Genomic DNA, 25,812 nt, shown 5'->3' on the forward strand with positions numbered 1-25,812 from the left:
TATCCGATATCTTATTGTCTGATGATCAGGCCATCGAAGGCAGCAGGCGACGTTCGCCCGCGATGCGCATCATCGCCTTTTGCAACTTTTCGAACGCGCGAACCTCGATCTGGCGCACGCGCTCCCGCGACACGCCATAGACCTGGCTCAGTTCCTCGAGCGTCTTGGGATCCTCTGCGAGCCGACGCTCGGCAAGGATGTGCTTCTCGCGATCGTTGAGGTCTTCCATCGCCGCAACGAGCATCTCGTGGCGCACGTCCTTTTCCTCGGCATCGGCGATGCGCTCGTCCTGCAGCGGATCGGTGTCCTGCAACCAGTCCTGCCACTGGCCATCGCCGTCCTCACGCATTGGCACGTTGAGCGAGGTATCCCCGCCCATCGCCATGCGACGGTTCATGCTGATGACGTCTTCGTTGCTCACACCGAGGTCGGTCGCGATCTTCTGGACGTCATCGGGATGCAGGTCGCCGTCCTCGAACGCGTCGAGCTTGTTCTTCATCCGGCGAAGGTTGAAGAAGAGCTTCTTCTGCGCCGCGGTGGTGCCCATCTTCACGAGACTCCACGAACGCAGGATATATTCCTGGATCGAGGCGCGGATCCACCACATTGCATAAGTCGCGAGGCGGAAACCGCGATCGGGCTCGAATTTCTTCACGCCCTGCATCAGCCCGATATTGCCTTCGGAGATCAGCTCGGACGTCGGCAGGCCATAGCCGCGATAGCCCATGGCGATCTTCGCGACGAGGCGAAGGTGGCTCGTGACCAGCTGCGCGGCAGCTTCGGGATCCTGGTGCTCCTGATAGCGCTTCGCGAGCATGTATTCCTGCTCGGGCGCCAGAATCGGGAACTTCTTGATCTCAGCCAGGTAACGGTTGAGGCTCTGCTCACCACCCAAAGCGGGGATCGTCGCGGGGACGTTGGTGTTGGCAGCCATGACTTCACATACTCCCTGAATCAGTGCCCCCGTTGGGGAGCTACTGTGCTTGTACTCTTATACACGTAATGCCCTGAACAGTTCCTGCATATCGTCAGGAATTTCGCTATCGAAGGCTAAAGTGTTGCTACTGATCGGGTGGACGAACCCGAGATGCGCCGCGTGCAGCGCCTGACGCTCAAATCCGAGGTCCTTCAGCACCGCCCGATGTGCCGGCTTGGGACGCCCGTAAACCGGATCGCCCAGCAGGCTGTGGCCGATCGAGGCCATGTGGACGCGCACCTGATGCGTGCGCCCCGTTTCGAGCCGGCATTCGACCAGCGCGGCGTCCTTGAGCATCTCGACGGTGCGATAATGCGTTACTGCGCGCCGGCCCGACTGGACGATCGCGATCTTCTTGCGATTGACCGCCGAGCGCGCAAGCGGGGCATCGATGGTTCCCGATGTGGGGTTCGGCCTGCCGCTGACGATCGCCAGATAACGCCTGTCGATGCTGTGCACCGCGAACTGCCTGGCGAGACCCTCATGCGCGCGGTCGGTTTTTGCCGCCATCATCAGCCCCGACGTATCCTTGTCGATGCGGTGCACGATCCCCGGGCGGGCGACTCCGCCGATCCCCGAAAGACTGCCGCCGCAATGATGAAGCAGCGCGTTGACCAGCGTGCCGTCGGGATTGCCCGCTGCCGGGTGAACGACGAGCCCGGCAGGCTTGTCGACGACGATCAGATGCTCGTCCTCATAGGCGATGACGAGCGGAATCTCCTGCGCCTCGTTGTGCGCGGGGGTGGGCAGGGGAATGTCGAGCGCGAAGGCCGTGCCTGCCGCCGCCTTTATGGACGGATCGCGGACCGCGACGCCCTGTTCGTTTCGGACATTGCCGCTCGATATCAGCGCCTTGATGCGCTCGCGCGAGAGCGTAGGCACCGCCTGCGCAAGCGCACGGTCCAGACGCCAACCTCCGGCGTCTGCGGAAATCCGAGCCTCAACAGTAGAAATCCCCCGATCCATCGGTAGATATGTGGGTATGGTCGTGCGCATATCAAGATCGTTGCTGGACTGGATTCTGGCCGAAGCTGCGGCGATGCCGGCGCGCGAGGTGTGCGGCCTCCTTTTGGGCACGAGCGATGCCATTCTGGACGTGCGGCCCGCGCACAATGTTGCCGCATATGCCGAGGATCGTTTCGAGATCGATCCGCAGCTTTTGTTCGATCAGGCGCGTGCCGAACGCGCGGGCGGCATGATGCGCATCGGCCATTATCACAGCCACCCCAACGGTCGCGACGAACCCTCGCGCACCGATGCCGCCGCCGCGGAGGCGGAGCCGGATCAGCTCTGGATGATTGTGGCCGCGGGCGAGGCGAGCCTGTGGCGTGCCGATGCGCCCGCCGGGCTTCATGGACGTTTTGCGCGCGTCACGCTGGAGGTTGATTGAGGCCGCTGGTTGCAACATCGTCCCACGTCGGCCAGAAGGGCAAAAAATTTCTTACCTTCCCGAGGGGCATGGGATGTCTTCGATCAATGCGGTGGATTTTGCGAGCTTGCTTTGTTCGCGCCTGTGCCATGACCTTCTGAGCCCGGTCGGAGCACTCAACAACGGACTTGAGCTTCTTGCCGACGAGCATGATCCCGAAATGCGCCAGCGTTGTCTCGATCTGCTCAGCGAAAGCGCGCGGACCTCGGCGAACAAGCTCAAATTCTTCCGCCTCGCCTTCGGTGCAGCTGGCGGCTTCGGCGAAGAAGTTGACGCGCGCGAAGCCAAGGGGGCGATCGAGGGACTGTTCGGCGCCGATGGCCGTATCGAGCTGGGCTGGATGGTCGGCGAGGCCGCACTCAGCAAGACCGCGATCAAGGTCCTTCTGAACCTTGCTCTGATCGCGGGCGATGCACTGGTCCGCGGTGGCCGGCTCGATGTGGGTGCCGAGCGTCATGACGGCGGCACCGAGATCGTCGTGCGCGCCGAAGGGCCGCGCCTCGTGCTCGACCCGGAATTGCGCAAGGCGCTGCTTGGCGAGATCGCCGATGACGCGTTGACCCCGCGCGCCGCAGCTGCGTGGCTCGCCCACAAGATCGTGACAGAAACGGGGGGCACCATTCAGGTCTCGAACCCCGAGGATCCGTTCCTGCTCTTCGGCGCGGTGATCGCCGGACGCTAGTCCTGCACTCCATAAATGTGAACAATTGCAAGCTGTTGAATGGCGCGTTGACCGACGTGTCAATCTTCGCGATGAGGCCGGACGACCGCTTCCCCGCGAGACCCGGCTGGGGCAGCAGGCAATTTTTCGCAAGTTAAACGGGGGATAAGGGCCGTCGGATCAGGATCGCGGCGGCCCTTATTACCGGCGTCGCGCGCCGTCCGACAAGGCTAACGCCTTTTTAACCAGCGCTGACGCAATACCACGCCTCGATACGCGCCGGAGCGGACGGGGACATGGACGACATTCTCGCTGAATTCATCGCGGAAACGCGCGAGACGCTGGAGGCCGTAGCGGGCGAACTCGTCGCCTGGGAGGCCAATCCCAATGATCGCGACCGGCTCGACACGATTTTCCGCTTTGTTCACACAGTCAAGGGAAGCTGCGGCTTTCTCGATCTGCCGCGGCTGGAGAAGCTGAGCCACGCTGCCGAGGACGTGCTGTCCGAAGTGCGCGACGGCAAGCGCGTGGCCGACACCCATCTTGTGAGCGCAGTGCTTGCGGTCATCGACCGGATCGGTGAGCTCGCCGAGGCCATCGAGACGGGCGAGGCCATTCCCGATGGTGACGACCTCCTGATCGCAGCGCTGCGCGCTGACCACGTCGCAGAACCCGTCGAGGTCGAGGCGCAGGCAGTGCCCGCGCTCAGGGGCAATACGCGCAGCATCCGCATCTCGCTCGACCTGCTCGACCGGATGATGAGCGGCGTTTCCGATCTTGTGCTGGCGCGCAACGAATTGTCGCGGAGGCTGCAGGATGCGGGCGTCGATCCCTCGATCGAGGGATCGTTCGACAGGCTTTCGACCTGTGTCGGTGACATGCGCGACACGATCACACGCACGCGGATGCAGCGGATTGAAAAGCTGTTCAATTCGATCCCGCGCATGGTCCGCGATATCGCTGGCGAACTCAGCAAGAGCGTGGACCTTCAGATCGACGGCGGTGATGTGGAGCTGGACCGCGAGATGATCGAGATCATCCGCGATCCGCTGACGCACATCATCCGCAATGCGCTGGATCATGGCATCGAGACGCCTGCCGTGCGCGAAAAGGCGGGCAAGTCCGCAACCGGCCGCCTGCGCGTCTCGGCGCGACAGTCGGGCAATCAGATCGTCATCGAGGTCAGCGACGACGGGCGTGGTATCGACGCCGAAAAGCTTGTCGCCAAGGCGGTCGCCGCCGGGGTTGTTACCTTCGACCGTGCGGACAAGCTCACCAAGGACGCGCAGCTTGCGCTGATCTTCGAGCCTGGCCTGTCCACGGCCAGAAGCGTGACCGCCCTTTCGGGGCGCGGCGTTGGCATGGACGTCGTGCGTTCCAATATCGAACGGATCGGCGGGGTCGTCGACCTCGACAATGCGTGGGGCAAGGGCCTCACTATCTCGATCCGGGTGCCGCTCACGCTCACCATCATTCCCGCACTCACCGTCAGCGCAGCCGGACAGAGCTTTGCCATCCCGCGCTCGGCGATCCAGGAAATCGTGCGCGAGAACAGTGCCTCGGTCACGCTGGAATGTGTCGGCACCGCACAGGTCGCGCGCATTCGCGATCAGCGCATCCCCGTTGTTGCGCTTGAGGCGGTGCTTGGCCTCGACGAAGTGGAAGGGGAGGGCGCCCGTTCGCTCGTTGTGCTCAATCCGCTGGGCGGCGCAAGCTATGCGATCAGCGTCGCCGCGCTGCACGATCATCAGGAACTCGTGATCCGTCCGTCCTGTCCCGCGATCATGGCGACCGGGGTCTATGCGGGCATGACCTTGCCCGATACCGGGCGGCCAATGCTGCTGCTTGACCCCGCAGGCATCGCCGAGAAGTCAGGAATCCTCGCGATCGCCTTCGAGGAAGATGTTACAATCCAGACCGCGCGCGACACGGAAACGGCCGAACGCGTCTCGATGCTGCTGTTCCGTGATCTCGACGGCGCCGAACGCGCGGTGCGACTGGGCGTGGTGGAGCGCATCGAGGAAGTCGCTGGCGATCAGATCCGCTACGCCGCCGGCCGCCTGCGGCTTGCCATCGATGGCCGCATCATTCCGATGGTGAGCTTTGATGCGCTCGCCGAGCGCGAGAGCGTCGGCGTGCTGCGCCTGAACGACGGCGCGGTCGAACTCGCCTATGCGATCGACGAGGTAATCGACATCGTGGCGCTGCCGAGCGAGATCGTTCGCGCCAAGGCCGAAGGCATCGTGGCGGGTGTCGCGCTCATCGACGGGCGACAGATCGAGATTCTCGACCCCTATTGGCTCTTCGCGGACGCCACTGGCAGCGGTCCTGTCAGCAGCGAAAAGCCCATATGCCTGCTTTCGAACGGCGACGACACATGGACGCGCGAGGTATTGCGCCCGCTCGTCGAGGCCGCGGGCTATCGTGTCGCCTTTGCCGGCGATCTCGAGCCGGGCGACGCCGACATCGTGATCGCCAGCGACACCGAGCCGCTGGACGAGGAGCTTCCGCCCGGCCGGCTGCTCAGGTTGCGCAGCGATATGGGTGCGCGCGATGCCGACCCGTCGAGCGTCTATCGTTATGATCGCGCCGGGCTCATGTCCGCGCTCCAGGCTGGCCGCGCGGGGAGGGCATAGCAGCATGAACGATCTCTACCTCATCGCGCATATTGCCGGGCAGCGCGTCGCGCTCGCCGCAGCAGCGATCGATTCGGTGGTGCACGTCACGCACACGACATCGGTGCCGCTGGCGCCGCCGCACCTGAAGGGGCTCGCGGCGCTGCGCAGCCGCGTCATCACGATGATCGACGCGCGCGTCGCGCTGGGCCTCGATCCTGCCGAACAGACGCAAACGCTCACCACGGTCGTGGTCAATCTCGACGGCCATCAATACGGCCTCGTCGTCGACATGGTCGAGGATGTCTGCGCCATCGCCGGCGCGCCGTCGCCCGTTCGCTCGCGTCTCGGCGCGGGCTGGGCGCGCGCGTCGCTCGGTCTGCTCGACCATGATGGCGCGTCGCTGCTGCTGATCGATCCCGCGATCGTCGCAGCGGGCAATGTCGCGCTCGCGGCGTGAGCGTATCTTAACCCGGCGCTTACGCTTTGGCGCTATCCAGTCTTCTGACCGTTGGTCACAGATCCAAAAGGGTTGCAGGAACAATGTCGAAGAAGTGTCTGGTCGTCGACGATTCGAAGGTGATCCGCAAGGTTGCCCGCCACATTCTCGAAACGCTCGACTTTACCGTCGACGAGGCGGTCGATGGGCGCGATGCGCTCGATCAATGCCTTGAAACCCCGCCCGATGTGGTCCTGCTCGACTGGAACATGCCGGTCATGAGCGGCATGGAATTCCTGCGCGCCCTGCGCCAGAGCGACCTGCCGATCAGGCCGAAGGTCGTCTTCTGCACCACCGAGAACGGCATGGGTCATATCCGCGCCGCGATCGAGGCGGGCGCCGACGAATATGTCATGAAGCCGTTTGATCGTGAAACGCTCGAGAGCAAGCTGCAGATCGTCGGTCTTGCCTGAGCGGAGCATTTGTGGCGAGCCAGCCCCTTTTTACTGGAAAAAGACCGGATACCGAGGCTGAGCCGCGCAAGATCCGGTTGATGATCGTCGACGATTCGGCGGTCGCGCGCGCCGTGCTCGCGCGCATGATCTCGACCAATCCGGCCTTCGAGATCGTTGATCAGGTGGCCAGCGCGCAGGAGGCGCTCGACAGCCTTGCGCGCGTCCAGGTCGACGTCATCCTGCTCGATATCGAAATGCCGGGGCGCAACGGCATCGCCGCCCTTCCCGAACTGATCGAAAAAAGCGACGGCGCGCGCATCCTGATCGTCTCTGCGCTCGCCGAAGAGGGCGCTGCCGCGACGATCGAGGCCCTGACGCTTGGCGCCGCCGACACGCTCGCAAAGCCCGGACGCAACGCCTTTGGCGGGCGCTTTTCGGAGATATTGTGCGAACGGCTGCTGCGGTTGGGCAACGCGGACAGCGTCGCCGCACCGGGGCAGACGCGTCTGCCCCAGCCGCTTGAGGCGCTGGTGCGCGTCAGCGAACCGCGTGCGGACCTGGGCCCCATCCAGTGCGTCGCGATCGGCGCGTCGACGGGCGGCCTCCATGCGATCACCGAGTTCTTTCGCGCGCTACCCGACGATTTCGACGCGCCGATCCTCATCACCCAGCATCTGCCGGACGTCTTCATGCCTTTCTTCGCGCAGCAGCTTCACAGCTCGACGGGGCGCAAGGTTGTGGTCGCGCGCGAAGGCATGACGATCGAGCGCGGGATGCTCTACATCGCACCGGGCAATGCGCATCTCTGCGTTGAACGTCACGACAAGCGCGTGGTGGTGCGGCTCAGCCGCCAGCGGGTCGAGTCGCGCTGCCTGCCTTCGGTCGATCCGATGTTCGATTCGATCGCCGACGTATATGGCGACGGCGCGGTCGGCGTGGTGCTGAGCGGCATGGGCCGTGATGGCTGTATCGGCGCCGAACGGCTTGCAGCGACGGGGGCCGAGCTGCTCGTGCAGAACATCGATTCCTCGGTCGTATGGGGCATGCCCGGAAGCGTTGCCAAGGCTGGCATCGCAACCGCTGTATTGCCACCCGCCGCGATCGCCGCGCACCTCGCAAAAAGGCGCAACTCCCGGTGAGCGAGGTCAATTCCGCCGCGATCCGGACCCTGGCGGCAATGCTGGAGGCGCGTACCGGCCAGCAGCTCGTGACCAGCCGCGTGTGGCGCATCGAAACCTCGCTCAAACCGCTCCTGCGCGAACGCGGCATGACATCGACCGATCAACTCGTCGCGGCGATGCTCAAGGGTAGCGAGCATGGGCTTGCCGATCGCGTGATCGAGGCGCTGCTCAACAACGAAACCTTCTTTTTCCGCGATCATGGTGTCTTCCAGCTCCTGAACGGTGACGCGCTCGAACTGCTGCGCACCGCGCGCATGTCGCGTCGGAGGCTGCGTATCTGGTGTGCGGGCTGCTCGACGGGGCAGGAGGCATATTCGATCGCGATGATGATCGCCGACGCGCCCGAGCGCTGGCAGGGCTGGACGATCGACATTCTGGGCACCGACATATCCTCGGGTGCGGTCGAACGGGCGCAGACCGGAATCTTCTCGCAATTCGAGATCCAGCGCGGACTGCCGATCACGATGATGATGCGCTGGTTCGATCAGGAGGGCGAGAACTGGTACGCCCGGTCGGATCTCAAGCGCCGCGTCCAGTTCCGCCGCCACAACGTTCTCGAACAGCCGCCGATGCCCGGGCGCTTCGACCTGATCCTGTGCCGCAACGTCTTGCTCTATTTTCCGCCTGCAGTCCGCACTGCGGCGTTCGAGCGACTGGCGTCCGCGATCGAGCCAGATGGCGTGCTCATGCTCGGTGCTGGAGAAACGGTGTTGGGGCAGACCGCGAAGTTCGCCTCCGAACGCGAGCTGCGGGGACTTTATCGCCCGGCATCCGAAGCGGAGTCGATCAGGGCAGCGTGAATCTCGCCCTGGGCGATGCTGGTTCCACCCTTCATCTTCACCGGGATGCGCAGATAGCGAACGCCGTTCGTGTCTGCTTCAGGGAGCTTCCCGGCCCGGATATTGACCTGGATTGAGGGCAGCAGCAATTTCGGCACCGAAAGCGTCGCATCGCGCGCGTCGCGCATCGCGACGAAGGCATCCTCGCTCACGTCGTCATGGACATGGACATTGGCGCGACGCTGCTCGTCCACCGTCGTTTCCCACGCGTACGCATCGCGCCCCGGCGCCTTGTAATCGTGGCACAGGAACAGCCGCGTTTCCCCCGGCAGACTCAACAATCGCCGGATAGAGCGGTAAAGCTGGCGCGCGTCGCCGCCCGGGAAGTCCGCGCGCGCTGTGCCATAGTCGGGCATGAACAGCGTGTCGCCGACGAATGCCGCATCGCCGATCCGATAGGTGATATCCGCGGGCGTGTGGCCCGGCGTGTGCAGCACCTCGACCTCAAGCGATCCAAGCGCGAAGCGCTCGCCATCGGCAAATAGCCGGTCGAAATCCGAACCGTCAGTGCGCAGATCGTCAAGCGCGAAGACCGGGCGGAAGATCTTTTGCACATCGCGGATATGTTCGCCGATGCCGATCGCCGCGCCCGTCTTCGTCCTGATATACGGCGCCGCCGACAGGTGATCGGCATGGGCGTGCGTCTCCAGCACCATGACGATGCGCCAGCCACCTTGCGTCGCCGCCGCCAGAACGCGATCGGCCGAGCTGCTGTCGACCTCGCCGCTGGCCATGTCGAAATCGAGCACGGGATCGATCACGGCCGCATCGCAGGTCACGGGATCACTGACCAGATAGGTAATGGTGTTGGTCGGCTCGTCAAAAAATGCCTGGATGATCGGGCTGGCGGTCATGGGAAGCTCCTTGGTCCCTTGACATTATATTAGTGAAGGCTAAATTAGCAATATCTAATTTAACAAGGTGCAGCGATGCTCAAGCCCCCAATGGATCTCGCGATGTTCGAGAAGAAAGCAGGAGAGGTTTCCCGGCTGCTCAAGGCGATGGGCAATCCCCGGCGTTTGATGGTGCTCTGCAAGCTCGTCGAGCATGGTGAGATGGCGGTCGGCGACCTCGCGCACGAGGTTGGACTTTCGCAATCCGCGCTGTCGCAGCATCTGGCGAAGATGCGCGAAGAAGCGCTCGTCGCATACCGGCGCGAGGGCCAGACGCTATGGTATCGCATTGCAGACCCGAGCACCGAGGCGCTGCTCGCCACGCTCTACCAGCTTTACTGCCAGGAAGACTGATCCGATGATGCCAAAATCTGTCACGCCCGCCGAGGCGCAGCGCCTGATCGCTGGCGGCGCCACCCTCGTTGATATTCGCGACGCTGACGAACATGCGCGTGCGCACGTTCCTGGTTCGACCAGCGTGCCTGTGGCGCAACTCGACCGGCTTGCGGCGCTCGGACGCCCGATGATTTTCCATTGCCGCTCGGGCTCTCGAACCCGAGCCCATGTCGCACGGCTGTCGGCGGCTGCCGGGCCGGGATGCTATATTCTGGATGGTGGCCTTGATGCGTGGCGCCGCGCGGGCCTGCCTGTAACGCTCGATCCGCGTCAGCCACTTGAAATCATGCGTCAGGTTCAGCTGATCGCGGGCGCTCTTGTGTTGCTGGGCGTCGCGCTCGGCCTGCTCGTCGCGCCCGCCTTTTTCGCTCTTTCGGCCTTTGTCGGCGCGGGCCTGATGATGGCGGGGGCAACGGGCTGGTGCGGGATGGCGATCCTGCTGCGGCGATTGCCCTGGAACCGGCCGGCTGGGGCCTGATATCGCATGACCCTGGCTACGGCCTTGCTGACGCTCGCCTCGGGGGTCCTGATCGGCGGGGTGCTTGGCCTTGTCGGCGGCGGCGGCTCTATCCTTGCGGTGCCGCTGCTCGTCTATCTGGTCGGCATCGGCTCGACGCATGCGGCGATCGGAACCGCGGCGGTTGCGGTGGCAGCCAATGCGCTCGTCGGCCTTGCGGGCCACGCCCGGGTGGGGACCGTCAAATGGCGCTGTGCGGCGGTCTATGCGATTGCGGGAGTCGTCGGCGCGGCAATCGGTGCCGAAATCGGCAAGGCGATCGACGGTGAACGCTTGCTGATGCTGTTCGGCCTGCTCATGATCGGCGTCGGCGCAGCCATGCTCCGTCCGCGCAAAGGCGCCGCGAACCCCGACGTCCGCCTGTCGCGCGAGACTGCGTGGACATTGCTTCCGCGGCTGGTGCCGATCGGGCTCGGGACGGGGCTTGCTGCGGGATTTTTCGGGATAGGCGGCGGTTTCCTTATCGTGCCCGGGCTCATCGCCGCGACCGCCATGCCGCTGTCCTTCGCGGTAGGCACCTCGCTCGTCGTGGTCTCCGCGCTCGGGCTTGCGACGGCTGTCTCCTACGCCGTTTCAGGCTATGTCGACTGGCCGGTGACGGCGCTGCTGGTGGCCGGGGGTGCGGCCGGGGCTGGCGCCGGTATCCTGCTGGGCCGCAAGCTCACCAGCCGCAAAAACATGCTCGAAAGGCTTTTCGCGCTCATCGTTATCGCGGTGGGATCCTACATCGCGATCGCAGCATTGTGATGTCGCGCAACGCGGCCTGATCTTCCGTGCGGGGCTGTGCTTTGCGCGCGTCTCGGCTATGGCCGCCCGCGTGACACACAGCCAACCCACTGGATTCGGGCCACGCGACATCTTTGTCGCCGCCATGATGAACATCCTGTGGGGGCTGAACATCATCGCGGTGAAGATGGCGGTGGAGGCGACCGGGCCGTTCACGGCGGCGGTGCTGCGGCAGGCCATCGTCTTCATCGTCTGCGCGTCGGCGCTCAGGATCGTGCCGGGCAAGATGCGCGAACTGATCGGGCTCGGCTTCCTGTCGGGCGGCATCTTCTACATTTTCGTCAACTGGTCGCTTGCTGTCAGCGACAACATCAGCGCACTCGCGATCGCGGGGCAGCTTGGCGTGCCCTTTTCCCTGCTGCTCGCCGTCGTCTTTCTTGGGGAGCGGATTCATATCATCCGGATCGGCGGTCTGGCGCTGTCGCTCCTCGGCGTCGCGCTGCTGGTCTTCGATCCCGCGGCGGGCAGGGAGTTACCCGGCATGGCGCTCACTGCGTGCGGCAGCTTCATCTGGGCGTTGTCCTCGCTGATACAGCGGCGCATGTCCGGTGTGCCCGTGCTCACCATCTACGCATGGATGGGGCTTGTCGGGACAATCGTGCTGATTCCCGTGACGCTCTGGCAGGAGCCTGAGGCGTTGCGCAGCCTGCCGGCGCTCCCCTTGAGCGATTTCGGCTGGATCGCCTTTTCGGCGATCGGCTCGACGATCTGCGGGCATGGCGCGATGTCCTGGCTGCTTCAGCGCCATCCCATCACCAGCGTCGTGCCGCTTACGCTCGCGGCCCCGGTGATTTCGGTCATCGTGGCGTCACTTTTCTTTGCCACGCCGCTCACGCCGATTATGATCGCGGGCGGTTCGATAGCTTTGGTCGGTGTAGCGATCGTCACGATACGCACCGCGCGCGTGAAGGAGCACAAGGGTTGAACGCGTATATCGAGACGCCCTCTCCCAATTTCGATGAGCGCGCACTGCCGATCTCGATGATCGTGCTCCATTATACCGGGATGCAGGATGCGGCGTCGGCAATCGCGCAACTCGCCAACCCCGAGGCGAAGGTTTCAGCGCATTATGTCGTCACCGAGGATGGCCAGATCATCCGCATGGTCGCGGAGGACAAGCGCGCATGGCACGCGGGCCGCTCGCACTGGCGCGGGGTTACCGACATCAACAGTGCCTCGATCGGGATCGAGATCGTCAATCCCGGGCATGAATTCGGCTATCGACCGTTTCCCGACGAGCAGATCGACGCGCTCATCCCGCTCGTCGCTGAGATCATGGCGACCTATCACATCACGCGCGGCAACGTGGTCGGACATTCGGACATCGCGCCCGCGCGCAAGCGTGATCCCGGCGAACTCTTCCCGTGGGGACGGCTTGCGCGGCATCGCCTCGCGCTGCCAAGGCCAACCAGAAACCTGATGGACCCCAATTGGTCCGACGCAGGATTTCTGCTCGCACTCGAGCGTTTCGGCTACGAGGTGACCGATCCGATGGCCGCGGTCGTCGCTTTCCAGCGCCGCTTTCGCCCGGAGCTGATCGACGGCGAGATCGACGGCGAGACGCGCTCGATCCTTCTCGCGCTGCTGCTGCCCAAGCCGCAGGGCGACGATTGAAGGTTGGCCTCCAAACGGGTTGCTGGTAGGAACCCGGCGATGTCCGAGCGCAATCTTCGTCAGGCCGCGCTGCGCGGCCTCAAAGGCCAATGTCCATCGTGCGGCGAGACGCGGCTCTTCGGGCGCTTTCTGAAGCCCGTCGAACATTGCCCGTCATGCGGGCAGGGCTGGCAGCACCATCAGGCCGATGATTTTCCCGCCTATCTGGTAATCCTGCTCCTCGGCCATCTGCTCGTGCCGATCGTGATCGAGGTCAACCTGTTGCTCGATCCGCCGATGCTGTTTCAGATGCTGTTCTGGCCATTCCTGTGCGGCGTTGTCGCGCTGCTGCTGATCCAGCCGATGAAGGGCGTGGTGATCGCCTGGCAATGGGCGCGGCGCATGCACGGCTTCGAAAAGGGCTGAAAGGCTTGGCAGACGCATGCGATGCGCCTATCTCGCTTGTTGCCAGAGGGTCGGGCGGCCGCGGGTTCCGCATTGCGGGACGCGAGGAAAGTCCGGGCTCCACGGAAAAACGGTGCCGGGTAACGCCCGGCGGGGCGCGCAAGCGCTTCAGGGACAGTGCCACAGAGAGCAGACCGCCCGGCTTCGGCCAGGTAAGGGTGAAAGGGTGCGGTAAGAGCGCACCGCGCGACCGGCAACGGAAGCGGCATGGTAAACCCCACCGGGAGCAAGACCGAATAGGGGCGGCACATGGGCTATTTCCGGCCCGTCGCCCGGGTTGGTTGCTTGAGGCGCGGAGCAATCCGCGTCCTAGAGGAATGGCCGCACAGCCCGCGCGAGCGGGTGGACAGAACCCGGCTTACAGACCCTCTGGCATATTCAATTTTTACTTTCGGATCATGGTGTTGTTCTACTAAGGTCATCCCCCTCGGGGGTAATCATGAAGAATCTTGCGGCAATCCTGGGCGCGTGCGCGCTCGCCACCTCAGCGGCGGCGCAGCAGCCGGGCATCCAGCAACAGTTTGAGGCGGCCACCGAGGCGCTCAATGCGCAGAAATGGGTGGACGCTGTATCGGCCTTCGAGGCGCTCGAACCACGACTGGCGAAAAATGCGCGTAGCCTTGCGATCGTACGCGTGCGCAAGGGCACCGCGCTCTTTGAGCTTCGACGTGACGCAGAGGCTGCGGCGGCGGTGAAGGCGGGGCTTGCAGCGCTTCCCGCCGGCGATGCCAGCCTTCGCGAAGACCGGTTTCTGGCGCTGATGCTGCTCGGCAACATGGATGGACGCGCGCTCGATTACGCAAGTGCGCTTGCGCGTTATCGCGAGGCAGAGCATTTTGCTGACGCCCCGCAGAGCAAGGTGCGTGCGCTCGTGGCGATGGTGCAAAGCGGCACCTTCGTCGATCCCGATGCTGCACTGGCCAATGCCGATCGTCTGCAGGCGCTGGTGGTCACGCTCTCGCCGGACAAGGCGGCAGAAGCACGGTTCGCCGACCTGAAAGGGCGTGTGCTGCTCAATCTCGGTCGATTCAAGGACGCGCAGGAGGAGTTTGGCCGATCGGTCAAGGCATTGGGCGGGCTGTCGCTCAGGGTCGATCAGGATGACGTCATCGCGCGGTCGGATTATGCGATCGCGGCGATGCTTGCGGGGGACGAGGATCGCGCGCGCAATTATCTCGCCTATACCGGCGCCGGCCGATTGCCAAAGGATGGCCTCGGCATGGGGCCGGACACGCCCGCGCCCCCTTGTGGCGGCCCAGATGGACTCCAGCCGGACGATGTCGGTGTGGTGGAGTTCGGCATCGCCGACGATGGCAGCGTCGTGGCGCCGCGTCCGATCTATTCCTCGCGGCGCGGCACCAGCGCTCTCGAATTTGCGCGTGCAGTGGCCGACTGGTCGTGGGCGCCCGAGAAGGTGAAGGACATTCCACCGCTGTTCAGGATGCTAACGCGCATCGAAATGCGATGCTCCACGGTGTCCGCGCGTCCGTCGATCCCCGCACTGCTTCGCCCGGGGCTCAATTCCTGGCTGTCAGAAAAGGCGGTCGATCCGGTCAGCATCGAGGAAACCTCGAACGCCCGCCGGCTTCCGCTGCTTGTCGCTGAACTGGCGCGCCGCGAGGCGGCGCAAGGTGCCAGCGCCTTCCAGCTTATGCCCGTTCTCGCTGAACTGGCCAGTTCCCCGGTGCTGGGCGCCAACGAGGCGCTCGTGTACGCCAGGCGGGCGCTGACGATCGCGGATGCATCGCAGGTGCCTCCGGTCGCACGGCTTTATCTGTCTCACCTGCAATGGAAGAGTGCCGCGGGTGCAGACCGCAACGCGGCGAGCTATTTGGGTGCGATCGAAGCGGCGATGCAGGACGAGCGCATCCGGAAGGATGCCGTCGCGCGCGCCGCGCTGCGCCTGATGCTGGTCGACAGCCGGGGACAGAAATGGAACAGGGAAGACGAGGCGCTCCTGCGTTCGGTGATCGACGATGACGGGCTTGCCGCGAGCGATCCCTTCCGTGTCGGTGCGCTGATCCGGCTCGCTTCGCAGCAGTTCCGCCAAGGTGATGATGAAGCGGCGCGTGCCACTTTCAAGCTCAGTGGCCTTTCGTCGGAACAGTGCGCGCTCGTGGACGCACCGCCCGCATTGAAGAAAGGCAGCATCAGCGATTCCGACTTCCCGCAGGAGGCGCTGACATGGGGCTTCAGCGGCTGGACCTCCGTCCAGTTCGACATCGCCGCGGACGGCAAGACGATGAATCACCGCGCCCTGTTTGCCTATCCACCGTTTGTGTTCGGCGACGTGACCGCGGGTTATTTCAGGCGCTTCGAGTATGAGCCAAGCTACCGTCCCGGGCAGACGCTCGGTTGTGGCGGCAAGATGCAGCGGGTGACCTATCGGCATCATGGAGGATAGTGCGCGACGTTGGCGGCTGAACCGTGAGGCGGGTTTCGCCGCGAGGCCGTGCGGGTGTCCCCGCTTCGCGCTTGTGCGCGGCGAACGCGCCATTATGTAGGCTCCAATGGCGCGCTCTTCCCGATCCTATGACTGGGGTTTTCCCCGCTGGCGTGGCTATGAAGCGACGCGCGAGGCGGCGAAGGTGCGGCTGTGCGACCGGCATGGCTGCGACAAGCCCGGCGATCGCCCCGCGCCCAAGGCGCCCAACAGCCCCGAGCGCTGGTATTTCTGCGAGGAGCACGCGGCGGAGTATAACCGCAACTGGGACTATTTCGCGGGCCTGACGCCCGAGGAGGCCGCCGCGCGCGAGGCGCGCGAACGCGCCGATTTCTCGGGCTTCAAGGAAGCGCAGCATTATGGCTGGGGTGGCCCCGGTGACGGCAGCCGCTCGCGCGACGAGCTTCATGCGCTCAAGGCGCTCGAACTCGACGATGATGCCGATTTCGAAGCCGTAAAAAGGGCATGGCGCAAGCTCGCCAAGGAGCACCACCCCGACGTCAAGCCCGGCGATGCCGCCGCGGCGGTGCGCTTCCAGGCGATCCAGGCCGCTTTCGAGGTGCTGCGCAAGGCTGAGGAGCGCCGTCCGCGTTGACGCGCCATGTCCGATCCAGCTGGGAGGCTGCGCTGCTGGTGTGCCGGAAATGCTCGAAGCGGCAGGGCGGCGGCTTCGGTCCCAAGGGCAAGACACCGCTCGCCAAAGCGCTGAAGAAAGAAATGGGCGGCAAGAAGGGCCGCAAGGCGCATGTCGGCGTGGTCGAGGTCAAGTGCCTCGGCGTCTGCCCACGCCATGCAGTGACGATGATCGACACCCGTGATCCCCACCAATGGCTGCTGGTGAAGCCGGGAACCGGGATTGCAGAAATCGTAGAAGACCTGAAATTGCCGGCATAAAGCGTGCGTCTATCGCTGCGCGATCCGTGCGGCGCGCCGCGAATATTCATCCGCGAAGCGCATATGGATCCGCTTTACGCATCGGTCGGTGGATGAGGCGGCAATCCGGCGTTCCTCACGTTCGCGGCGAATGAAGTAATCATGGTCGTCGGGTCTGTTCACTGCGGGACTCCCTTGAAACGCCTTTTTCTAGACGATCGCGCACCCAAATACGTTGATCTGAATCAGTCTGCGCGGACTGGTATCTCAATCGGGGGTGCCGTCGACATAAAGATAGGCATCGTCGAACTCGCCCGTCACCTTGAGCGCGTGCCAGTCGAGCACATGCGCCATGCCGCGCTGGAACGCGAGCTGCCCATTGTCGCGCAGCTGGCGCAGCACACGATTGACGTGGACGGGGGTCAGCCCGCATGCCTCGGCAATATCGGCCTGCGTTACTGCAAGATGGAAGCGATTGTCGTTCGAAAGCCCGACCAGCGAGAGCCGAACCTTCATCTCGCAGAAGAAGTGCGCGACACGTCCCATCGCGCCCAGCCGCCCCAGCCGGAATATCCATTCGCGGTGCATCGCCGCGTCCAGCAGCGTGCTGAACCAGAGCATCCGCACCAGATGGGGATGGTTACGCGTCAGCGTGAGCAGGGTCTCGCGCGGGAAGGTCGCGACCTTCGACCGGCTTATCGTGGCGACATCATGGTCCAGTTGCTCGAGGGGAAAGCCGTGCAGGTCGACGAAATCGCCGGGCACATGGAGCGCGACAAGCTGACGATGCCCGTCGCGCCCATCCATGTAACGACACATCAGGCCCTCGATGAGCATCGTGCTGCGCGTAACTGTATCGCCCTGATGGACAAGGACATGCCGCGCCGGCAGCACCCTAATCTCGGCGACGGCATCCTCGAGCGCGCGCTTTTCTTCCTCGGAAAGCCGTTCGCGTCGGCGGCGCTGCAGGAACAACGCGGTAACCCTGGTCACGAACGCCCCTTTCCTTACTGTCGCCGGCGGGTCTCGCGCGAGGGTGCGCCCAAGCGCGCGCAACGACAAGTCGAAGCCGTAACTAGATCAGAATAATTTTCTCCACCTTGATCGAGGTTAGTCAGTGCTGCCGCTCACTGTGCAAGCTTCGCGACGCTGCTTCCTTGACCCGAGCAGCAGTACTGTGGACGGGCTATCCCTTTGCGACCCGGGGGTAGCCCGTCTACCATCCGAGCGAGGTGCGATGTCGGATCAGCATCCCGACGGCGTTGCGCAGGATACGCCGCCGCACAGCCAGAGCCAGGTCTTTGCCGAGCATGCGTGCAAGGCGCTCGCCGAAGCGCAGGCCTCACCTCTTCCCAACGTCAGAGCCCGTTTCGTTATCGCCGCCAGGCGCTGGATTGCGTTGGCGCAGCAGGCCCGCAGAATGGAGCTGCGGCATGCGGCGGCGGATCAACCTGCTTCCGACGGAGAGGAGGGTGACGGGCAGCTCTAGCCCGCTCACTTCCTGGGAAACAGCAATGTGAGTACCAGGCGCACCCCCCAATCGGGGCCGCCCCTCGGCTTTTCGACATAATAGCGCGCACCGACGCCGATCTGGATCGGCTGTTTTCCCATTCTGGTCAGATGCGCCATGGTGACGTTGATCGGCACCACCCAATTGTCGCCCTTCCAGTCATAGGTCGTCTCGGTATTGATGACGTAGGTCATCGCTGTCGACGTCGTGTAGCTGTAAAACGGCTGGACAAAGGTCGAGCTGATATCGCCGCGCGTGTCGTTTCCGGCCACCGACCAGATGTGGTTCGCCAGCACGCCATATGTGGTCTTGCCCGATTGCTTAAGGAGAACGACGGTCGGCCCGAGCCCCCATTTGTCGCCGCCGAGAACGCGGTCGGTCGCGGTCGGATAGAGTATCGCGGGGCCGACGCCCCAGATGATGCCGCCTGGACCGGTTTTCCTGGGCGAGAAGAAGAGGCTCTGGACGGTGTCGCCCAGTCCGAACTCGTGCGCGCCCGGCGCCGAAATGTCGGACTGATAGGTGACGGGCAGGATCGTTCTGACAATCACGTTCCAATCGGGACCGATGCTGACGGGCACGACCGGCTGTATATTGAGCGTCGACTTGACGCCGCCATCATCCGGACCACCGCCAAAGTCGATATTCTGTTGAAAGGGCACGCTGATCAGCGACGCCACAGGGTTCGCCAGCTGCTTGGCGAGTTCCTGCGCATGATCGCCCGATTCCTGGGCCATGCTCGTGGCAGGCGTCGCGACGAGCATCATCCCCAAGAGTTTTCGTGCGACCGGAGCCATGGCGTCCTCCCTCGATGCGTGGATCGACGTAGCATGGCGGATTGCTGCCCGGTATCGGGGTTAACCCGGGCGCAATGGCCTATCGAGGCCCGACGGTTGACCTTAGCTCAAGCGACACCCTGCAAGGGCGCGCGGAAGATGAACCAGGCTCCGGCGGCGATCAGTGCGAAGCCGATCAGGTGATTGGCTGTGATCTTCTGGCCCAGATAGAATACCGAGAATCCCGCAAAGACGGTGAGCGTGATCACCTCCTGGATCGCCTTGAGTTCCGCGGCGCTGTAGCTGGTGCTTCCCCAGCGATTGGCCGGAACCGCGAAGCAATACTCGATGAAGGCAATGCCCCAGCTCGCGATGATGACCAGCCACAGCGGCTTGCCCGTGAATTTCAGGTGCCCGTACCACGCGAAAGTCATGAAGACGTTCGATGCGCAGAGCAGCAATATCGGGGTGAGGGCGGGGGCGATGCTGGGCATGTCGCTTGCTCCCCGGCGCACGCTGGACTGTCAAGGTCGATTACGCGGCCAGCGAGCGATCAGACCGTGAAGATCAGCCGTTCCCAGTTGCGATGCGCTGCGCGACGCGCGGCGATCGCGTCGTCTTCGTCGTTGATTGCTTCGATTGCGGCTGCGGCCTGCTGCGCGAAGCCGTGCCAGTTGCGGTCTATGACCTGTGGCGTGGCGGCACAGTTATGACGCTCGTAAAAGGCCTGCTCGCAGATCGCGCGGGCAACACGCTCGACGGAGGGAGCATTACAACGCATGGGCGCGGGTTATCGAGGATTAGTTTGGTCTGCAACGACGTTGGTCTAAGCTATAATGTCGCTTGTCGAAACATGTAAACATTGCTGTAAGTTACTGCGAACATGATGATTTCGCTTGCGATCCGAAAATGGCGGGCGCAGCGTGCGGCCGGGGGCAACGGACGATCGGCCATGCCAGACCAGACCAGCATAGCGCGCCATTTGAGGATTACCGGTCGCGTGCAGGGGGTGGGCTATCGCGACTGGGCGGTCGGCACAGCGCGCTCGCTGGGACTTGCGGGCTGGGTCCGCAACCGCACAGACGGAAGCGTTGAAGCGCTGGCTTCAGGCGCGCCCGAAAGCGTCGAAGCATTCATCGTCGCCTGTCATGACGGCCCGGCGCTGGCGCGTGTCACTGATATCGCGGTACAGGATGCCGACGCGCCCGTGCAGCAGGGCTTCGAATTTCTGCCGACCTTGTAGCGCCGCCTGCGTGGCGGCGCTACGCAAGATCAGGCAGCCGAGGCAGCGCTGGCACTGCTCGTGGTAGCGACTTCGGCGCCCAGCACATTTGCCGCGCTCAGCACCGCGCGCACGCTGGCGGTGGCAATGTCGGCATCGACGCCAACGCCGAACACCGTCTTGCCAGCGGGCGTGCGGCATTCGACATAGGCCGCAGCCTGCGCGTCTGATCCGTGGCCGATCGCATGTTCGCTATAGTCGGCGACTTCCAGTTCGATCCCGCATTCGTCGCGCAGCGCCGCTAGCACCGAGGAAATGAGGCCGTTGCCGCGTCCGCTGATCGAACGTTCTTCGCCTTCCAGCCGGATCTTGCCCACGAACATGCGATTGGCGCCACCGATGCCGCCCGGTGCATGCGTTTCCTGATAGTCGATCAGGCTGAAGGGGTGTTCGCCGTCAAGCGCATAGGCTTTTGTGAAAGCGTTCCAGATGTCGGCGGCATTCAACTCGCGGCTCGTTTCGTCGGCCATCGCCTGGACGTGCCGACTGAAATCGGCCTGCATCCGCTTGGGCAGCTTCAACCCCTTGTCCTGCTCAAGCACCCAGGCGACGCCGCCCTTGCCCGACTGCGAGTTGACGCGGATGACCGCCTCGTAGCTGCGGCCGAGATCGGCGGGGTCGATCGGCAGATAGGGGACTTCCCAATATTCGTCGTTGCGCGCGGCCTGGGCGGCAAAGCCCTTCTTGATCGCGTCCTGGTGAGATCCCGAAAAGGCGGTGAACACCAGATCGCCCGCATAGGGATGGCGCGGGTGGACGGGGATGTTGTTGCAATATTCGACCGTGCGGATGACCTCGTCGATGTCCGAGAAGTCGAGGCGCGGATCGACGCCCTGCGTGTACAGATTGAGCGCGACGGTCACGAGGTCGCAATTGCCCGTGCGCTCGCCATTGCCGAACAGGCAGCCCTCGACGCGGTCGGCGCCCGCCATCAGCCCCAGCTCGGCGGCCGCGACGCCGGTGCCGCGGTCATTGTGTGGGTGGAGCGAGATGACGACCGAATCGCGGTTGCGGATATTGCGGCAGAACCATTCGATCTGGTCGGCATAGATATTGGGTGTCGCCGCTTCGACCGTCGCGGGCAGGTTGAGGATCAGCGGACGCTCGGGCGTCGGCTGCAATATGTCCATCACCGCCTCGCAGACCTCGACAGAGAAATCGAGTTCGGCGGTCGAGAAGGTCTCGGGGCTGTATTCGAAGTGCCATTCGGTATTCGGCTGCTTCGCGGCCTCGTCGCGCAGCACCTTGGCGCCGGCGACCGCGATCGCCTTGATCTCCGGGCGCTCCATGTTGAACACGATGCGGCGCCATGCGGGTGACACTGCGTTGTAGAGATGGACGATCGCCTGTCTGGCGCCTTTCAGGCTCTCGAAGCTCTTTTCGATCAGGTCCTGACGCGACTGGGTCAGCACCTGAATGATGACATCGTCGGGAACATGACCCTGCTGGACCAGGCCCGAGATGAAATCGAACTCGGTCGCTCCCGCGCTGGGGAAACCCACCTCGATTTCCTTGACCCCTACCTTGCAGAGCAGGTCGAAGAATCGGGTCTTCTTCTCGCTGTCCATGGGATCGATCAGCGCCTGATTGCCGTCGCGCATGTCGGTCGACAGCCAGCGCGGTGCCTTGGTGATGGTACGCCCGGGCCATTGGCGATCGGCGATGTCGACCTGCGGGAAGGGACGGTATTTTACGGACGGGTCACGCAGCATGGGTCTTCTCTTCGGCTTCGCGCGAGCGCATTTTCACGCCCGCTGCTCGTTTCGCTCTGGTTTATTATAGCCCTTAGGCGGTGCCGCTGCGCCCGACGGGCACGCGGAAGCGTCGCGCCTAAGGGCGCGTAAGTCGAAGAAGGAGAAGGGCGCAGTGCGCTTTCATGCGCATGCCAATGACGCGAAACCGCGCGCCTGTCCAGCAAAAACCCCTATTGCTGTCGCAACAGGGGCTTTGGGCGCACGATTATTTCTGGAACGCGGCGGCGATGTCCAGCTTGACCTCGTCCGATACCATCGGGATGCCAAGGTTGATGCCGAAGTCGCTGCGCTTGATCGTGGCTTCGGCCTCGAAGCCAACATTTTCCTTGCCGCCCATGCCCGCGGGCATCTTGCCGGCGCCGTAGAATTCGGCATCGAGCGTCACCGGCTTGGTGACGCCGTTGAGCGTCAGGTTGCCCGTGATCTTCGCATCGTCCCCGTCAACCGTGACGGCGGTCGAGACGAACCTGGCATCGGCGGGACTGGCGCCGAAGAAGTCGGCCGGCTTGCCGGCTTCGGCGGGTTTGAGCAGGTGCTTGGTGAGGCCGGCGCTTGCGGTGGTCACCTTGGAGACGGGGATGGTCACGTCGACCTTGGCTGCACCCGGATTCTTGGGATCGAGCGTCAGCGTGCCCGTCACGTCGCCGAAAATGCCGAAATAGGGCGAGAATCCGAGATGGTCGACCTCCCAGCGGACCAGCGTGTGCCCCGGATCGGCGGTGTAGGTGCCGCCAGTGATGGCGGCGGGATTCTTCGAGCCGGGGACCTGCGACGATTGTTGCGCGACGAGTGGAAGCGCGACGGTGGAGGCTGCTGCAAGGCCGAAAGCGATGAGGGTAGGACGCATGGAACGGTCTCCTGAAGGGGGAGCTGCAAAGTGATGTTCTGCCGCGCCGCTGTCAAACCTTCAGTGCGGCCAATATTCCGTCATAGATCAAGGTCATGTCGTCCTCGTCGATGCAATAGGGCGGCATGACGTAGAGCGTGTTGCCCAGCGGACGCAGCAGCAGACCATGCTCACGAAAATAGCCGATCAGCCGCGGCGCGAGGTCGGAGAGATAGCCCGCATCATCGGCGACGACATCGACCGCAGCGATCGTGCCGATCCGGCGATGCCCCGCGAGGCGCGGATGATCCGCGAGCCGGTCGAGCTGGCGCTGCTGCATTGCGCCGAGCGTCGCGATCCGTTCGGCAACGGGCTCGTCGCGCAAGATCGCGAGATTGGCGTTGGCGGCGGCGCAGGCGATCGGGTTCGCCGTGTAGCTGCTCGAATGGTAGAAGGTCTTGCTGCGATCGCGCGAATAATGCGCGTCAAAGATCGCGTCGGTGGCGAGCGTGACCGCGAGCGGGATCGACCCGCCCGTCAGCCCCTTGGACAGGCACATGATATCGGGCGCGACCCCCGCTTGCTCGCAGGCGAAAAGCGTGCCCGTGCGGCCCCAGCCTGTCATCACCTCGTCGGCGATGAACAGCACGTCATATGACGCGCAGATCTGGCGCATCTCCGCGAGCGTTTCGGGCGAATAGATCAGCATCCCGCCCGCGCCGAGGATCAGCGGCTCGACGATGAATGCGGCGGGCTTTTCGCGGCAAGCCGCTTCGAGTGCGTCGAGCGTTGCCTGCTCACGTCCTGCGGCGGGGAAGGGGATTGTGCCGACATCGAACAGTAATGGCTCATAGGGCCGATTGAACACGCCCCTCGCGCCTACCGACATCGCGCCGATCGTGTCGCCGTGATAGCTGTGCTCCATCACGAGGATGCAATCGCGCGGCTCCCCGATATTGGCCCAGTAGCCAAGCGCCATCTTGAGCGCGACCTCGACGCTGGTCGATCCGCTGTCCGAGTAGAACACACGCGTCAGCGGTTCGGGGGTGATGGCGACGAGCTCGCGCGCGAGGTTTTCGGCGGGTTCGTGCGTCCAGCCCGCGAAAATGAGCTGGTCGAGCCGCTCGGTCTGCTCGCGGATCGCCGCCATGATGCGCGGATGGCAATGGCCGTGCGTTACCACCCACCATGACGAGATCGCGTCGATCCAGCGCTTGCCATCTGCATCGTAGATTGCAACGCCTTCGGCCCTGTCGATCAGCGGGATCGGCTCGCCAAGCCCGTGCTGGGTGAAGGGGTGCCAGACCGGTGAATGGCTCATGTGAAGTCGCCTGTCTGAAAATGGGCGGCGAAGGCGGTGGCGAGCGTTTCGGGCGTCAGCGAAATGAGGCGGGGAAGGCGGCCGAGGCGCCTGATGCCCGTGATTTCGGGGATGATCGCCTCGCTGTCGGGCACCGCGTCGCCGACAAAGGCGATGCCGTGGATCGGCACGTTGCGGTGGCGCAGCGCCTCGATCGTCATCAGGCTGTGGTTGATCGTGCCAAGCCCGGTGCGCGCGCAGACGATCACGGGCAACTGCCAGCGCGCGAAGATGTCGGCGAACAGCGTGGTGCGCGTGACGGGGACGAGCGCGCCGCCGGCCGCCTCGATGATGAGCGGGCCGTTACAGGCCGGGGGCATGAGCGCTGCGGGGTCGATGGTAACGCCGTCGATCTCGGCGGCGAGATGGGGTGAGGCAGGCGTCGCGAGGCGCCAGGCTTCGGGGATCGGGGTAATGCCGGTGAGGCGCGCGACGGTCTCGCTGTCGGTTCCGCCCTCGATGCCCGCCTGAATGGGCTTCCAGTAGCTGGCACTGAGCGCCTGAACGAGCGCGGCCGAGAAGATCGTCTTGCCGACGTCGGTGTCGGTTGCGGTGATGACGAAGCGCTGGCTCATGCCGGTATGCGCGCGATCGCCCCCTCCATTGCGTCGACGAGCGCGTCGATCTGCGCGGCGGTGACGTTGAGCGTGATCGAGACGCGCAGGCGTGCGGTGCCTTCGGGCACCGTTGGCGGGCGGATTCCGCGTACGTCGAAGCCCTGAGACTGAAGCTCCGATGCGATGGCCATCGTGCGCCCGTTGTCGCCGATGATCACGGGGATGATCTGCGAGCCCGTGGGCGCCACGCCGAGCCGCTCATGCAGTCGCGTGCCCGCATGCTGCACGAGCGCGTCCAGCGCCGCACGGCGCTCGGGCTGCGCGGCGACGATCTCGATCGCGCGGCGCACCATATGCGCGACAAAGGGCGAGGATGCGGTCGAGAAGATGAAGGGACGCGCGCGGTTGACGAGGAAGTCGACGAGTATGCGCGGTGCGCAGAGCAGGGCGCCCTCGCATCCCAGCGCCTTTCCGCAGGTATGCAGGGCGATGACATTCTCTTGCTGCGCGAGCGACGCGGAAAGACCACGGCCTTCGGGCCCGAAAACACCCGTTGCGTGGGCTTCATCGATGATGAGCACCGCATCGTTGCGCTCGGCCACTTCAGCGAGCGCAGCAAGCGGCGCGCGATCGCCGTCCATGGAATAGAGGCTTTCGACCGCGATCCACGGACGGCCAAGGCCGCCGCGCGCGCGCCAGTTGCGGATCGCGGTTTCGAACGCGGCGGCATTGTTGTGCGCGACGGCCACGCGCTCGGCGCGGCCGAGCTTCATGCCGTCATGTGCGCTCGCATGGATGAGTTCGTCATGGACGACGAGGTCGCCGCGCTGGGGCAATGTCGCGAAGACCGCGGCGTTGGCGGTGAAGCCCGTCGCAAAGAACAGCGCGGCCTCGCTGCCATAATGGCGCGCGGCATCGATCTCGAGTGCCTCATGTTCCTCGTGATTGCCGCGCAGCAGCCGGGAACCACCCGATCCGGCGGGCAGACCACGGTTGATGCCGTCGAACAATGCGGCGCGCAACTCAGGCGAATTGGCAAGCGCCAGATAGTCGTTCGAGACGAAATCGAGCCCGTGGCGCGGCCGGAGCACGCGAAGCCGGTCATCGGCGGCGAGCGCATCGAGCTGACGCGCATGGGTTTCGAACAGCGAAATGACGGTTACTCCCGAAGCGCGTCGCCGAATAC

General features: G+C 64.2%; 30 protein-coding genes and 1 other RNA gene. 19 read left to right on the forward strand and 12 right to left on the reverse strand.

Annotation, left to right across the window (positions count from 1 at the left end; translation table 11 throughout):
* Positions 1 to 25: 25 nt before the first annotated feature.
* Complete coding sequence (gene rpoH, locus MKI88_RS08915; RefSeq protein WP_241630957.1) at positions 26 to 934, reverse strand: RNA polymerase sigma factor RpoH; 909 nt, start codon at positions 932 to 934, stop codon at positions 26 to 28.
* Positions 935 to 991: 57 nt separating this feature from the next.
* A complete protein-coding gene (locus MKI88_RS08920; protein ID WP_241631038.1) occupies positions 992 to 1,942 on the reverse strand; it encodes an RluA family pseudouridine synthase in 951 nt (316 codons plus the stop codon).
* Positions 1,943 to 1,982: 40 nt separating this feature from the next.
* On the opposite strand from MKI88_RS08920, the gene MKI88_RS08925 reads away from it, so the two are divergent.
* The 7 genes from MKI88_RS08925 (at position 1,983) to MKI88_RS08955 (ending at position 8,556) form a co-directional block, all read left to right on the forward strand.
* On the forward strand, positions 1,983 to 2,366 hold the full coding sequence (locus tag MKI88_RS08925) for a M67 family metallopeptidase (protein ID WP_241630959.1): 384 nt from the start codon (positions 1,983 to 1,985) through the stop codon (positions 2,364 to 2,366).
* 73 nt (positions 2,367 to 2,439) lie between these two features.
* Positions 2,440 to 3,087, forward strand: coding sequence for a histidine phosphotransferase family protein (locus MKI88_RS08930; protein WP_241630961.1), 648 nt, complete (start codon positions 2,440 to 2,442; stop codon positions 3,085 to 3,087).
* Positions 3,088 to 3,362: 275 nt separating this feature from the next.
* Positions 3,363 to 5,702 carry a chemotaxis protein CheA gene (locus MKI88_RS08935; RefSeq protein WP_241630963.1) on the forward strand — a complete coding sequence of 780 codons (2,340 nt, stop codon included), beginning with the start codon at positions 3,363 to 3,365 and terminating at the stop codon, positions 5,700 to 5,702.
* A gap of 4 nt (positions 5,703 to 5,706) precedes the next feature.
* On the forward strand, positions 5,707 to 6,141 hold the full coding sequence (locus MKI88_RS08940) for a chemotaxis protein CheW (protein WP_241630965.1): 435 nt from the start codon (positions 5,707 to 5,709) through the stop codon (positions 6,139 to 6,141).
* Positions 6,142 to 6,224: 83 nt separating this feature from the next.
* Positions 6,225 to 6,593 (forward strand): response regulator, encoded by a 369-nt coding sequence (locus MKI88_RS08945; protein WP_241630967.1) that lies wholly within the window; start codon positions 6,225 to 6,227, stop codon positions 6,591 to 6,593.
* An 11-nt stretch (positions 6,594 to 6,604) separates the two neighbouring features.
* Positions 6,605 to 7,714, forward strand: coding sequence for a chemotaxis-specific protein-glutamate methyltransferase CheB (cheB, locus tag MKI88_RS08950; RefSeq protein WP_348636250.1), 1,110 nt, complete (start codon positions 6,605 to 6,607; stop codon positions 7,712 to 7,714).
* Positions 7,711 to 8,556 carry a protein-glutamate O-methyltransferase CheR gene (locus MKI88_RS08955; protein WP_241630971.1) on the forward strand — a complete coding sequence of 282 codons (846 nt, stop codon included), beginning with the start codon at positions 7,711 to 7,713 and terminating at the stop codon, positions 8,554 to 8,556. The genes cheB and MKI88_RS08955 overlap by 4 nt, the downstream gene beginning before the upstream one ends.
* Here the strand turns inward: MKI88_RS08955 and MKI88_RS08960 are convergent.
* Positions 8,514 to 9,449: an MBL fold metallo-hydrolase gene (locus tag MKI88_RS08960; protein WP_241630974.1), complete on the reverse strand. Its 936-nt coding sequence runs from the start codon at positions 9,447 to 9,449 to the stop codon at positions 8,514 to 8,516. The genes MKI88_RS08955 and MKI88_RS08960 overlap by 43 nt on opposite strands.
* A 75-nt stretch (positions 9,450 to 9,524) precedes the next feature.
* On the opposite strand from MKI88_RS08960, the gene MKI88_RS08965 reads away from it, so the two are divergent.
* The 10 genes from MKI88_RS08965 (at position 9,525) to MKI88_RS09010 (ending at position 16,582) form a co-directional block, all read left to right on the forward strand.
* Positions 9,525 to 9,842 carry a helix-turn-helix transcriptional regulator gene (locus MKI88_RS08965; RefSeq protein WP_241630977.1) on the forward strand — a complete coding sequence of 106 codons (318 nt, stop codon included), beginning with the start codon at positions 9,525 to 9,527 and terminating at the stop codon, positions 9,840 to 9,842.
* Positions 9,843 to 9,846: 4 nt separating this feature from the next.
* Positions 9,847 to 10,362, forward strand: coding sequence for a rhodanese-like domain-containing protein (locus MKI88_RS08970; RefSeq protein ID WP_241630979.1), 516 nt, complete (start codon positions 9,847 to 9,849; stop codon positions 10,360 to 10,362).
* 6 nt (positions 10,363 to 10,368) lie between these two features.
* Positions 10,369 to 11,148, forward strand: a complete 780-nt coding sequence (locus tag MKI88_RS08975; protein WP_241630981.1) for a sulfite exporter TauE/SafE family protein — start codon at positions 10,369 to 10,371, stop codon at positions 11,146 to 11,148.
* Between the two features lie 124 nt (positions 11,149 to 11,272).
* Positions 11,273 to 12,112, forward strand: coding sequence for a DMT family transporter (locus tag MKI88_RS08980; RefSeq protein WP_241630983.1), 840 nt, complete (start codon positions 11,273 to 11,275; stop codon positions 12,110 to 12,112).
* A 56-nt stretch (positions 12,113 to 12,168) separates the two neighbouring features.
* On the forward strand, positions 12,169 to 12,801 hold the full coding sequence (locus tag MKI88_RS08985) for an N-acetylmuramoyl-L-alanine amidase (protein WP_241631039.1): 633 nt from the start codon (positions 12,169 to 12,171) through the stop codon (positions 12,799 to 12,801).
* A 39-nt stretch (positions 12,802 to 12,840) separates the two neighbouring features.
* Positions 12,841 to 13,206: a DUF983 domain-containing protein gene (locus MKI88_RS08990; RefSeq protein ID WP_241630984.1), complete on the forward strand. Its 366-nt coding sequence runs from the start codon at positions 12,841 to 12,843 to the stop codon at positions 13,204 to 13,206.
* A gap of 42 nt (positions 13,207 to 13,248) precedes the next feature.
* An RNA gene (gene rnpB / locus MKI88_RS08995) (RNase P RNA component class A) lies at positions 13,249 to 13,622 on the forward strand.
* A gap of 62 nt (positions 13,623 to 13,684) precedes the next feature.
* The gene (locus tag MKI88_RS09000) at positions 13,685 to 15,649 is read left to right on the forward strand and encodes a lipopolysaccharide assembly protein LapB (RefSeq protein WP_241630986.1); all 1,965 of its coding nucleotides are present in this window, start codon (positions 13,685 to 13,687) and stop codon (positions 15,647 to 15,649) included.
* Positions 15,650 to 15,755: 106 nt separating this feature from the next.
* Positions 15,756 to 16,283, forward strand: coding sequence for a J domain-containing protein (locus tag MKI88_RS09005; RefSeq protein ID WP_241630988.1), 528 nt, complete (start codon positions 15,756 to 15,758; stop codon positions 16,281 to 16,283).
* Positions 16,280 to 16,582, forward strand: a complete 303-nt coding sequence (locus tag MKI88_RS09010; RefSeq protein WP_241630990.1) for a DUF1636 domain-containing protein — start codon at positions 16,280 to 16,282, stop codon at positions 16,580 to 16,582. Before MKI88_RS09005 ends, MKI88_RS09010 begins: the two co-directional genes overlap by 4 nt.
* Before the next feature lie 246 nt (positions 16,583 to 16,828).
* Here MKI88_RS09010 and MKI88_RS09015 read toward each other — a convergent pair whose 3' ends face one another.
* Positions 16,829 to 17,554 (reverse strand): Crp/Fnr family transcriptional regulator, encoded by a 726-nt coding sequence (locus tag MKI88_RS09015; RefSeq protein ID WP_241630993.1) that lies wholly within the window; start codon positions 17,552 to 17,554, stop codon positions 16,829 to 16,831.
* Between the two features lie 244 nt (positions 17,555 to 17,798).
* Between MKI88_RS09015 and MKI88_RS09020 the strand changes: the two genes are divergently transcribed.
* A complete protein-coding gene (locus tag MKI88_RS09020) occupies positions 17,799 to 18,050 on the forward strand; it encodes a hypothetical protein (protein WP_241630995.1) in 252 nt (83 codons plus the stop codon).
* Between the two features lie 5 nt (positions 18,051 to 18,055).
* Here the strand turns inward: MKI88_RS09020 and MKI88_RS09025 are convergent, their stop codons facing one another.
* The 3 genes from MKI88_RS09025 to MKI88_RS09035 all read right to left on the reverse strand — a co-directional run bounded on the left by MKI88_RS09025 (position 18,056) and on the right by MKI88_RS09035 (position 19,628).
* A complete protein-coding gene (locus tag MKI88_RS09025; protein ID WP_241630997.1) occupies positions 18,056 to 18,868 on the reverse strand; it encodes a hypothetical protein in 813 nt (270 codons plus the stop codon).
* Positions 18,869 to 18,975: 107 nt separating this feature from the next.
* Positions 18,976 to 19,341 carry a DMT family protein gene (locus tag MKI88_RS09030; RefSeq protein ID WP_241630999.1) on the reverse strand — a complete coding sequence of 122 codons (366 nt, stop codon included), beginning with the start codon at positions 19,339 to 19,341 and terminating at the stop codon, positions 18,976 to 18,978.
* 59 nt (positions 19,342 to 19,400) lie between these two features.
* Positions 19,401 to 19,628, reverse strand: coding sequence for a hypothetical protein (locus MKI88_RS09035; protein ID WP_241631001.1), 228 nt, complete (start codon positions 19,626 to 19,628; stop codon positions 19,401 to 19,403).
* Between the two features lie 171 nt (positions 19,629 to 19,799).
* Between MKI88_RS09035 and MKI88_RS09040 the strand changes: the two genes are divergently transcribed.
* Entirely contained in the window at positions 19,800 to 20,090 is a 291-nt protein-coding gene (locus MKI88_RS09040) for an acylphosphatase (RefSeq protein ID WP_241631003.1), read from the forward strand.
* Positions 20,091 to 20,119: 29 nt separating this feature from the next.
* Here MKI88_RS09040 and leuA read toward each other — a convergent pair whose 3' ends face one another.
* The 5 genes from leuA to MKI88_RS09065 all read right to left on the reverse strand — a co-directional run bounded on the left by leuA (position 20,120) and on the right by MKI88_RS09065 (position 25,780).
* A complete protein-coding gene (gene leuA, locus MKI88_RS09045) occupies positions 20,120 to 21,841 on the reverse strand; it encodes a 2-isopropylmalate synthase (RefSeq protein WP_241631005.1) in 1,722 nt (573 codons plus the stop codon).
* Between the two features lie 247 nt (positions 21,842 to 22,088).
* Positions 22,089 to 22,730 (reverse strand): YceI family protein, encoded by a 642-nt coding sequence (locus MKI88_RS09050; RefSeq protein ID WP_241631007.1) that lies wholly within the window; start codon positions 22,728 to 22,730, stop codon positions 22,089 to 22,091.
* A 52-nt stretch (positions 22,731 to 22,782) separates the two neighbouring features.
* Complete coding sequence (locus tag MKI88_RS09055) at positions 22,783 to 24,030, reverse strand: adenosylmethionine--8-amino-7-oxononanoate transaminase (protein WP_241631011.1); 1,248 nt, start codon at positions 24,028 to 24,030, stop codon at positions 22,783 to 22,785.
* Complete coding sequence (bioD, locus tag MKI88_RS09060) at positions 24,027 to 24,644, reverse strand: dethiobiotin synthase (protein WP_241631013.1); 618 nt, start codon at positions 24,642 to 24,644, stop codon at positions 24,027 to 24,029. The genes MKI88_RS09055 and bioD overlap by 4 nt, the downstream gene beginning before the upstream one ends.
* On the reverse strand, positions 24,641 to 25,780 hold the full coding sequence (locus MKI88_RS09065; RefSeq protein ID WP_241631040.1) for an 8-amino-7-oxononanoate synthase: 1,140 nt from the start codon (positions 25,778 to 25,780) through the stop codon (positions 24,641 to 24,643). Before MKI88_RS09065 ends, bioD begins: the two co-directional genes overlap by 4 nt.
* Positions 25,781 to 25,812: the final 32 nt, after the last annotated feature.

It is taken from the genome of Sphingomonas sp. LaA6.9 (genome assembly GCF_022601895.1).
Taxonomy (GTDB): domain Bacteria; phylum Pseudomonadota; class Alphaproteobacteria; order Sphingomonadales; family Sphingomonadaceae; genus Sphingobium_A.